Raw genomic sequence first — 9,869 nt, forward strand, 5'->3', positions numbered from 1 at the left:
CCCCGGGCGGGCCCCCCCCCCCGCGGGCCGCGGCCGCCCCCGCGCCCCCCGCCCCCTGACCCCCCCGGGGGGGGGGGCACGGGCCGGGGGGGCGCTCCCCCCCCCACCGGGCCCGAACGAGAGAAGGACGCACGATGGGCACCAGCATCGACATACAGCGCCTCATCACCGAAGGCGGTTACCGCCCCTGTCCGTCATGCCGTGCCGTGCTCCGCCCCACCACGACCCGCTGCCCCCACTGCCGCACCACCCTGCCGGGGGCGGGGGGGGGCGCGGCGCCGCAGCCGACGACCGCGCCCCCCCGGCGGGCCGCCGGCCGTGAGGCACCCCCCGGCCGGCGGCGGAACCCCCCCCCCAGCCCGGCGGGCGGGGGGGGCCCCCCCCCCCCCCCCCCCCCCCCCCCCCCCGCCCCCCCCCCCCGGCGGGGGGCGGCGGCCCCCGCGACCCCGCAGAAGAAGACGTCGCGCCCGCGGCTGGCCGCCGTCAGTGAAGCAGCCCTCGGCAGTCTGCAGAACCTCCCCGAAAGGCGACTGACCTTCACCGTCATCGGAACGCCCGTCACCCAAGGCTCTGTCGAAGTTCCCGCTCCCGGCGTCGTCAAGTACAGCCGTGAACTCCGCGAGTGGCGCCACCAGATCAACGCGGCCGCGCGGAAAGCCTGCGGCACAAACTGGGAGCCGGCGAACTGCCCCCTCGTCATGTCGGCCGTCTTCACCCTTCCCCGGCCCAAGAGCGCGCCCAAGACCAGAGCCGTCCACGCCGCGACCAAGCCCGACATCGACAAGCTGATCCGCGCCGTCCAGGACGCACTGTCTCCTGCCGACAAGAAGGCCTTCCGCGTCTACACGGAGGACTCCCGCATCGTCGGCTACGACATCGGCCCCCACAAGACCTATCCCACGCCGCTGGGAACGCACGACTGGGCCCTTCCGGAGCCCGGCGTCACCATCGCCGTCGCCCCTGCACCTTCCGCAGCTCTCCGCCAGGACATCGCATGAGCACCACACCCTGCATCACCCACGCCGACCTCTTCCGACTGCTCGAGGACCTGTCCGGCTCCGGCATCAACGACCAGATGCTCGACGGGGACCAGCTCGCCATGTTCACCGACGAGGAAGCGGACTTCCGCGAGGCCCTCGGCCAGGCCCGCACCCTGTGCGCCGCCTGCCCGATGCTGGAGTCCTGCCTGTTCGCCGCGGTGACGGACCATGCGGTCAAGGGCATCGTCGCCGGCACCACCGAGACCGACCGCGAGCGGATCCGCAGCAGCCTCGGCCTGGCCCCCTTCGCCGAAGAGGACACGGACATCTACCTCATGGTCCGCCGCACCTACGACGAGGTCGACGCCGAGAAGGTCGCCGCCATGACCGCGGTCGGCCAGCTCACGCAGGTGGAGATGGCGGAGGAGCTCGGATGCTCCACCCGCACGATCCGCCGCAAGCAGCGCAGCTCCTGCAACGTGCGCCGACGGCCGCGACGCAACCCCCTCACCCCGAAGAAGGTCCTCAGCACCGCCGAACAGCTCCTTCCCTGGTTCTGACCGTGACATCGGACAGCGCGAGCTGCGGCAGGCCGAGAGTGGCCTCCTCGCCCGTTGCGTTACCGGGGCCGGCCTCCGCCGCCCACAGCGGCTGACCGCCGGCCCCGGCTACCTCGCTTCCGGTCTCCAGCCGGCAAGCGCCCGTCCCTGAGGCGGATCCCCTTCTTCCTCCGCACCTGAGCGGCAGCCACGCCTGGCTTTGTGCTGCCCGAAAACACTGAGAGCCCCTCTTCATGCGCCGCCCGTCCCACCAGCCGCACGCCGAGCCGCATCGGCTGGAGCCTGTCCCGTCTTCCGAGCAGGACGTCATCACCACTCGGTCCCGGCGCTGCCAACCCCGCGCTTGGCTCCGGGCCGTCGCCTGGCTCATCGACAGCGGCGCGCATCCCAAGGCGCTGGCCACCACGACGGTCGACGTCGCCCTCGACCTCGCTGCCCGTATGGACTTCCAGCGGGGCATCGTCCTGTACGACCTCGAAGGCACCGCCCGGCGCGTCGGCATATCGCGCGCCACCGTGAAGCGGCACATCAAGGTCCTGCGCGAGCTCGGCGCACTCGTCTGGCTGGAGCACGGCAGCCGCCGCAACCTCCGTCTCCCGGGCCGCCCGTACACCGCCACAGCCACGGTCTACGGCGCCACCATCCCGCCGGCTTACGACGCTGCCCACGGCCACCGCCTGTCCGGCCACGGATACACCGCCAGGCACACCGGCTTCACCCCCGAAGGCCGGGCCCAGGCCATCGCCGCCGCACAGGAAACAGCAGATCAGACCCGGCGTGAGCCCCCTTCCCGTAGCACCACCACCCACTCCCCTGAAGCTGACGTGAGAGGTAGATCAACAACTACGCGCCAGGCGCGAGCGAACAAGAGCACTCAGCCCAAGAAGAAGTCCGTCCTCGGCCGCCCCGTCACCGCGGCGGCGTACCAGGTAGCCGACCGGTTCGCCCGAGCGCTTCGCCCGCTCCACAACTGGCTTCAGCGCACCCGCATCGAGCAGCTGTCCTGGGTCCTGGTCGACAAGGCCGCCGCCGGCGCATCTCTCCAGCAGGTCCACGCCTGGCTCCACGAGATCAACCCCAGCCACTACTTCGGACCGCGCTGGCGCCCCCACCGCGCGCACGCCTACGTCGCCGCACAGCTCCAGCGCGACGCCGCCCAGGAACGGGAGACAGCGCAGCGGCTGGCCGACGAAGCCCGGGCCACCCCGCCCACCGCCGAGTTCACCAACGCCGTCCAGGCCCTGAGGAACGACGGCGCCGGCAACGCCGAGAAGATCGAGGAATTCGCGGCGGCCACCACCATCGACGAGCTCGATGCCAGCCTCGTGCAGCAGATGAGGGCCGACGCCTGGGGGCGCTTCAAGCACTACGGCGACACCGACCTGGTCCTCACCGCCGTCGACGGCCTCGGTGTGGCCGAGGCATCCCGCCTCTACACCGCGCAGCTCGTCGACGCCTGCATCCGCTTCCACAACAACCCGCGCCTGCAGAACGCCTGCTGACCCGCACTTGAGCACGAGGAGGACGAACGACATGACGGCACACCCCGCCGTGCACCTGGAACCGGACCTCACCGGTGCACCGAATGCGGACGCCGCTGCTCTCCCCACCGCCCCGTCCACCGAAGCAGCCACGGAGTCGGCCGCAGGCGCTGACCTGGCGCGAATCGCTCTGCGACGGGCCAGGGCCGATGCCAAGAACAACCCCGTCAAGACCAAACGCAAGCGGGCTGCTGCTCCCCGGCGGGCCAACGGCGCTGACGGCCGGGACCCCAACCCCCTGGGCAGCATCATCAGCCAGCTGGTGGTGGACAACGAATGGGAGGGAGAAGCTGCGGGAGCGGACCTGAAGAAGGAGTGGCCCTCTCTCCTCGGTGAAACACGTGCCACCCACTGGAAGGCCGAAGAGTTCGACGAAGAGACCGGCACCCTGCGAGTCCTGTGCGAATCCGCGTCATGGGCGGCCAACCTGCGGCTCCTGTCAGCCCAGGTGATCGCCGAGGTCAACGAGAAGTTCGAGCGGCTCCAGGCCCCGACGCACCAGGGCAAGCGCCGGTCGAGCCCGCTGCGCCGACTCGACGTGCAGCTCCGCAGCGGCCGCCCCGCCGCGTCACCCCACGACGCTGCGCCAGCGGTCCTCGAGGCACCTGCACCGGTACTCCGCAAGGAGCGCGCCGCACCGCCCACCGCCGAGTACCAGCAGGAACGGGCCCGGCAGGCGGAAGCCCGGGCCGCACGGAAAGCAGCTGGAGAGCCCACCTGCCCGCAGCCGTCAGGAACACCCGCGCCTCCTGCGCGCCCGCACCCGGGCGACGCCCCCAGTGCCGAGTACCGCGAGCAGCGTGAACGGATCCGGCGGGCACGCAGAGCCACCCGCGAGCAGGTCCTTGCCATAGCGAGGGAGGAATCCACCCCTCCCACCTCCGAGGCCTTCTACGCCTACGCCAGCTGACATCTGACTCAGAGAAAGGAAGCCGTCCCATGCCTGTACCAAGCCCCCCTCCGAGCGCGCCGGGAAAGAGCACCGCGGCGACGTCTCGCCCTGTACGTGAGGTCGGTGACACGGACACTGCCGCCTTCATGAACCATCTGTTCGATCTGTCCCGCACAGCCCCCGTGGCGGTGCTGTCTCCTGATCCCCGCCGCGAGGACGGCGTCCCGCTCATCGATCCGATCCGCCTGTACGACCAGATCAACCCTGAGGCGGAAGTCGCGGTTCTCACCACGCACACAGCCGCCCGCAACCTGCGGGAGCTGATGCCTGACCTGGCCGTGTGGGGCGGAGCCGTCCGCATCGTCCGCCCCGGCGCAGCTCCGGACGACCCCAAGCACCGGCATCCTCTCGTCAAGATCACCCCGGGCCGCAGCGACGAAGCCCTCCAGGAGATCAAGCACCAGCTGCTCGGGCGCACCCTCGTCTACAGCACCACGACGCCCCAGCCCGGCAACAGCCGCCCGCCCGTGCCCGGCGACCACAGCAGCCATGCGCCGGACGACATCGAGCACCTGCGCACCCTGCTGGCGGCCGAGAAGCGCACCACCTCATCGCTGCGCCAGGACGTACGACGGCTCAGCAAGGCCCTGCGAGCAGCCGAAGAGCGAGCCGAGATCGACACCCCCACCATCTACGCCGACCCCGAACAGCAGTTCCGCTATGAGCTCGACCAATGCTGGCTACGCATGATCGCCGAGCCGGACCGCCCCAACCAGCCGCTCGCCCCCTTCACTCTCGGCCCGGACTGGCTCACCTCGCTGCACGCCATCGAACTCGTGGACCGACGCAAGATCGTCGAGGTGACCGTCGAAGTCCTCACCGGCCTCGCCGCCGCCATCCCCGGCCGACAGGTCCACCGGATGCGGGCCCGCGACGAGCGCGGCGGAGTCCCGCTCGTACGCGCCGACCAGGCCGTCGCGATGCGCTGCCACCTCAAGAACCAGACCTCGGCCGCGCCCCGCCTGATGTGGTGGAGACTGCCCGATCAGAGCATCGAGCTGGCCAGGGTCGCCCTCCATGACGACACCCATCTGCGATGACCCGCGTGCCGACATCTTGCCGACCCCGAGCGGCAGCGATCCGTACGCGCCGCCGAAACCGAGGACCCCAACCATGACCAGCACCAGCCTCTGGAACATCCAGAAGTTCGATCAGACACTGGGCACCTACACCAACCTCGACGCGGCCAAGGCCCACGGTGACCACGTCATCCGCGACCACTACCGTCCCCACATGGACCGCCACCGGGTGCCGGCCAGACACCGAGTCGTCGATTGGCGTGCTCCCTGCTGCGGCCACCTGCACGGCCCCGGTCAGTTCAACCACACGGCCCACCTGGTCACGCACGCGATCGGATGCCGGCCGCCGGAGTTCCGTGCGCTGGTCCTGCGCCCCTTCTGGGCCGCTACCGGCAAGGCGGCGGGCACCGGTCACGTGAGCACCGCCTGGGAGATCTGGCAGGGCTTCGCCTACGACCGGTTCAACCCTGGCGCGACGCTCGCATAGCCCGGCCAAGTCCGCAGGTGACGGTGCCCCGTCGGCATCTCACGCGGGCCACCGTCACACCAAGCCGGGAGCGCGGCTCCCGCCCACCTCCCTGCTCGCCGGCTGCGGACCGGCGGATCAGAGCTGTCCGCTTTGCCGAGCACGATCCGGGTAACACCGCTGTCGACTCGGGAGGACCACCCTCATGCCCGCGGCCAGAAAACGCCGCCGCCCCGCCGCCCGCCGGCCTGCCGCCGGGCCCGGATGGCCGGTGGGCGCGCACACCCGAACGTGGCTGGCATTCACCCTGGGCCGCGACCGCAGTCGCGCCTTCGGGAAAGTGCCGCACGTCCTCCTCAACTGGCTGGTCATGTCGCTGCTGGCCGGAGCCTGGTACCTGCAGTGGCGCCAGTGGCAGGTCCTCTCCTCGGTCACCGTCACCGCCCTGCTGTACACCATCGGCCGGGCCGCACGGGTCATCCCCCGCCAGCGGCGAGCTCTGTCCGAACTGTACGGCCGCGTGATGAAGCCATGCGGACTGCCGGCTCCCACCGCTACCCGGCCGGTGAACGAAGGCCAGTACATCCGCGTCACCCGCTGGCGGCGCTCCACCGTGATCGCCGCCGCACGCATCATGATCGCCCCCTCGGCGCCAGCCGCTCAGGCCCGCACCCGATGGCAGGCCGAGAAAGCCGTCGAAGCCGCGCCCATCCCACCGAGCACCGGCTGGGTCTTCGACTGGGCCAACCCCGGCTCTCTGGCGTGCGACCTCGTCGACGAGGGCGACCCGCGACTGCTGCGTATGCAGGACGAGCGGTGGATCAACACAGTCATCGGCCAGCTCTTCCCCGCGCCCCGAGGCGTCGACGTCGACGTGGCCGTCGCGGTCGGCGCCTGGGAGGACCGCGACGGCCGCGAAGCCCCCACCGAGCTGACTGTCACCCTGGGCGCGTACGACGTCTCCCAGCGCGCCTTCCGGGAGAATGTCGAACGCGTCATCGACGCCCAGATCGACCGCGGCCACGTGTGGATCTACACGTGGCAGCCCGGGGAGCTCACAATCCGCGCAGTGCCCGCCGGCTCACCGGAGGCGATCCGCAAGCAGGGCACCCGCTTCATCTCCGACCTCATCACCGCCCAGATCCCGGCCCGGCAGGCCGGCCAGCTCACCGTCGACATCACCAGGTGGATCGACGACCCTAACCACCCCAAGGCCAACACACCCCGTGAAATCACCATCGGCCTGGGCACCCTGGACGTTGCCGCACCGGAATTGCGCACCCGCATCGAGCGCACCCTCGACACCGCCCTGTCGAAAACTCTTCCGGACCGGACCTGGCTGCCGAAATGGTCCTTCGAGTCCTTCGACAACACCAACCGGCTGGTCCTGGAGGCTGTCCCCAACGCAGACCCCCGCGCCGTGCGGAAGCGGGAAACAGCCCGGCTGCAGGCCGTCGTCGAGTCCAAGTTCCCCACCAAGCGCGGCCAGGACCCTGTCGAGGTGGACATCCACACCTGGAGCAGCCACCGAGGAAGCAAGGGTTCCCCCGTCGAGCGGCCAGAGTCTTTCACCGTGACCTTCGGCGCCTACGACGTCACCAAGCCGGAGACCAGGGACGCCTTCGAACAGCACACCGACTCCCTCACCGACACCAACGACTGGCACTACGCATGGAGCGAGGCGGAAGGCCGGGTCACCGTCAGCGCCGTCCCCAGACTGCCCACCCAGCTCGCCTTCCCCGAACCCGGCAGTCCCGAGTTCAAGGAGTTCCTCGCCCTCGCCCGCCGCGGCACCATCCGCTTCGGGCCCGTCAAGGGAGGCGGCTGGCTCGACTGGGACCTGCAGCAGACCCCCCACGCCCTCATCGGTGGAAAGACCGGCGCCGGCAAGTCCGTCGCCCTGTCCTTGATCCTCTTCCCCGCCCTGTACGACCCGACCATCTACCAGCTCATCGTCTGCGACCCCAAGCGCACCGACTTCACCTGGACCCCCGAGTTTCCCGCCGTCATCAGGTTCGCCGCGACGGACGAAGAGATCTACGAGGCCATCCAGGCCTTCGCCGGCGAAATGGACAAGCGCCAGTCTCTCCTGAACAAGTACGGGCGCCGCAACCTGCAACTTCTCCGCGACGCCGTCGCCCGAGGCGAAGTCGTCCTGCGCGACGACGACACCATCCCGGGCCGGCTGATCCTCTTCTTCGACGAGATCGCCGACTACCTCGCCAAGTCCGCGAACAAGGAGATCGAGGAACTCAAGAACGACGCCAAGGCGATGCTCGAGAAGGTCGCCCGCCTCGGCCGCGCCCTGGAGACGAATATTGCCTGCGCCGCGCAGAAGCCGGCTGGCGACATCCTCGGCATGCAGCTGCGCTCCCAGCTCGGCCGACGCCTGGGTGTCGGCCCCCTGGACCAGTACGAATCGCAGCAGATCCTCAACTCCGACCACGGCACCCGCTTCCCGGCCGAAGGCACCCCCAAGGGCCGTTCCTGGGGCTACGACCCCAAGTACGGCTACCAGCAGGCCCAGATCATGTTCCTGCCTGACGACACCACGCCCCTGCCGTGGGACCCCACCGTCACCATTCACGGGGCCAAGGACCTGGCCCGCGCGCACCTCGCCGAACTCGGCTACGTGCAGGTGCTCGTGCCCAACAAGGACGGCGGTCAGGACCCCCGCTGGGTCCGCCGCGACCTCGTCGACGAGCCCCCACCGACCCCCGACTCGACACCGGCGCCCTCACCACGTCCAGCGGATGAACCCCGGCAGCCGGACCTGTCGAAGACACCGGCCCCGAAGCAGTCGCCCGCGACACCTTCGGCCCCTTCGGCCGAACCGGAGCAGCCGCGCCTGCCGGAAACTCCGGCACCGAAGCCGCCACCTGCCGCCCCTGCGCCTCAGCAACCAGCCTCCGACCAGCCCCCGGCCGGGAACTGGATGTCCGGCTTCGACAACTGACTTCGCGCAGCACACCTCACCCCGCGCCAGAACCTAGGAAGAACATGAAGATCTGCATCGTCGACGGCTACTCCACAGGCGCCAGCCTGACCCGCCGCCTGCGCGACCTCGGCGTGAACTGCATCCACGTCCAGAGCCAGCCCCGCACCAACGGCTTCCTGCAGCGCACCTTCCGCCCCGACGACTACTCCCTGGACTTCGGCTACGCCGACGACATCCCCGCACTCGCCGGGCAGCTCGCCACTCTCGGCATCTCCCGGGTCATCGCCGGCTCCGAATCCGGCGTGACGCTGGCCGAAACGCTCGCCCAGCAGCTCGGCCTCCCCACCAACACCCCCGCCGGCCGTCTGGCACGGCGGGACAAGGCGCTGATGTACCAGACCGCCGAACGCGCCGGACTCGACGTACCGCAAGGAACCACGGTGAGCAGCCCGGCGGCCGCAGCCGAATGGTTCACGGCCTCCGACCTCACTGAAGCGGTCGTCAAGCCCCTGGCCAGCGCGGCGACCGACGGTGTGCGCTTCTGCCGGACCCCTGAAGAGATCATCCACGCCACCGAGGCGATCCTGGCCAAGCCGAACATCTTCGGGCAGCGCAATGCCGCCGTCATCGTCCAGGAGCGGCTGTCCGGCGACGAGTACTACATCAACTCGGTCAGCTCGGGCGGCGCCCACCGGTTCGCGGAGATCTGGCGCTACACGAAGCGGGCCTCCGACGGGCCCATGCCCCTGTACGACTACGAAGAGCCCGTCGCCCCGCACACCGCCGAGGCACAGCTGCTCAAGGCCTACACCTGCCGTGTCCTCGACACACTCGGCATCCAGGAGACGGCTGCCCACACCGAGGTGATGCTGACCGCCCGCGGCCCCGTCCTGATCGAAACCGGCGCCCGACTCGGTGGTGCCACCTCCCCCGACATCATCGACAAGTACCTGGGGACCTCCCAGACCGCTCTACTCGCAGCAACCCTCGTCGACCCCCGCACCCTCCTCAACTTCGACGACCAGCTCACCTTCTGGCCAGGACGGATCCGCAACGTCGAGTTCATCAACCCCACCCCCGGCCGTGCCAGCGCGGAGGCCGCCGGCACGGTAGCCACGCTCCCCAGCGCGATAGCGGTCTGCTCCTCGATCACCCCCGGCGAACCGCTGGAGCGCACAAGCGACCTGACCAGCTCCCCCGGCTACGTCTACCTCGCCGCTGAGAGCCAGAGCATCATCGACCGTGACTACGCCTTGCTGCGGCAGTGGGAACGCGAAGGGCTCCACATCCAGTAGCGCCGCCGGGGGGGGGGGGGGGGGCCCCGGGGGTGGGGGGGGGGGGGGGGCCCCCGCCCCCCCCCCCCCGCCCGCCCCGGCCCGGGGGGGGGGGGGCGCGCCCCCCCACCCCCCCCCC

The 9,869-nt window shown here is 70.5% G+C and carries 8 protein-coding genes; all 8 read left to right on the top strand.

All coding sequences use genetic code 11. The features are described from left to right. The first annotated feature begins 134 nt into the window (after positions 1-134). A complete protein-coding gene (locus ACIP93_RS36915; RefSeq protein ID WP_401766628.1) occupies positions 135-998 on the top strand; it encodes a RusA family crossover junction endodeoxyribonuclease in 864 nt (287 codons plus the stop codon). Further along, positions 995-1,540, top strand: a complete 546-nt coding sequence (locus tag ACIP93_RS36920) for a WhiB family transcriptional regulator (protein WP_325750318.1) — start codon at positions 995-997, stop codon at positions 1,538-1,540. The genes ACIP93_RS36915 and ACIP93_RS36920 overlap by 4 nt, the downstream gene beginning before the upstream one ends. Before the next feature lie 233 nt (positions 1,541-1,773). Beyond that, positions 1,774-3,042 carry a hypothetical protein gene (locus ACIP93_RS36925; RefSeq protein WP_401766631.1) on the top strand — a complete coding sequence of 423 codons (1,269 nt, stop codon included), beginning with the start codon at positions 1,774-1,776 and terminating at the stop codon, positions 3,040-3,042. Between the two features lie 31 nt (positions 3,043-3,073). Further along, positions 3,074-3,991, top strand: a complete 918-nt coding sequence (locus tag ACIP93_RS36930; protein ID WP_401766633.1) for a DciA family protein — start codon at positions 3,074-3,076, stop codon at positions 3,989-3,991. Positions 3,992-4,119: 128 nt separating this feature from the next. Beyond that, positions 4,120-5,073, top strand: coding sequence for a hypothetical protein (locus ACIP93_RS36935; protein WP_401766635.1), 954 nt, complete (start codon positions 4,120-4,122; stop codon positions 5,071-5,073). A 73-nt stretch (positions 5,074-5,146) separates the two neighbouring features. After that, positions 5,147-5,539, top strand: a complete 393-nt coding sequence (locus ACIP93_RS36940) for a hypothetical protein (protein ID WP_401766638.1) — start codon at positions 5,147-5,149, stop codon at positions 5,537-5,539. Between the two features lie 184 nt (positions 5,540-5,723). Then, entirely contained in the window at positions 5,724-8,474 is a 2,751-nt protein-coding gene (locus tag ACIP93_RS36945) for an FtsK/SpoIIIE domain-containing protein (protein ID WP_401766641.1), read from the top strand. Between the two features lie 44 nt (positions 8,475-8,518). Continuing rightward, positions 8,519-9,751, top strand: coding sequence for an ATP-grasp domain-containing protein (locus ACIP93_RS36950; protein WP_401766644.1), 1,233 nt, complete (start codon positions 8,519-8,521; stop codon positions 9,749-9,751). Positions 9,752-9,869 lie beyond the last annotated feature (118 nt).

It is taken from the genome of Streptomyces sp. NPDC088745, from assembly GCF_044751045.1.
GTDB lineage: Bacteria > Actinomycetota > Actinomycetes > Streptomycetales > Streptomycetaceae > Streptomyces > Streptomyces cremeus.

Excerpts from the sequence above, each read along its gene's own strand:
- ACIP93_RS36915 (WP_401766628.1), top strand. The coding sequence starts at position 135 with ATGGGCACCAGCATCGACATACAGCGCCTCATCACCGAAGGCGGTTAC.
- ACIP93_RS36920 (WP_325750318.1), top strand. The coding sequence starts at position 995 with ATGAGCACCACACCCTGCATCACCCACGCCGACCTCTTCCGACTGCTC.
- ACIP93_RS36950 (WP_401766644.1), top strand. The coding sequence starts at position 8,519 with ATGAAGATCTGCATCGTCGACGGCTACTCCACAGGCGCCAGCCTGACC.
- ACIP93_RS36925 (WP_401766631.1), top strand. The coding sequence starts at position 1,774 with ATGCGCCGCCCGTCCCACCAGCCGCACGCCGAGCCGCATCGGCTGGAG.
- ACIP93_RS36945 (WP_401766641.1), top strand. The coding sequence starts at position 5,724 with ATGCCCGCGGCCAGAAAACGCCGCCGCCCCGCCGCCCGCCGGCCTGCC.
- ACIP93_RS36940 (WP_401766638.1), top strand. The coding sequence starts at position 5,147 with ATGACCAGCACCAGCCTCTGGAACATCCAGAAGTTCGATCAGACACTG.
- ACIP93_RS36930 (WP_401766633.1), top strand. The coding sequence starts at position 3,074 with ATGACGGCACACCCCGCCGTGCACCTGGAACCGGACCTCACCGGTGCA.
- ACIP93_RS36935 (WP_401766635.1), top strand. The coding sequence starts at position 4,120 with ATGAACCATCTGTTCGATCTGTCCCGCACAGCCCCCGTGGCGGTGCTG.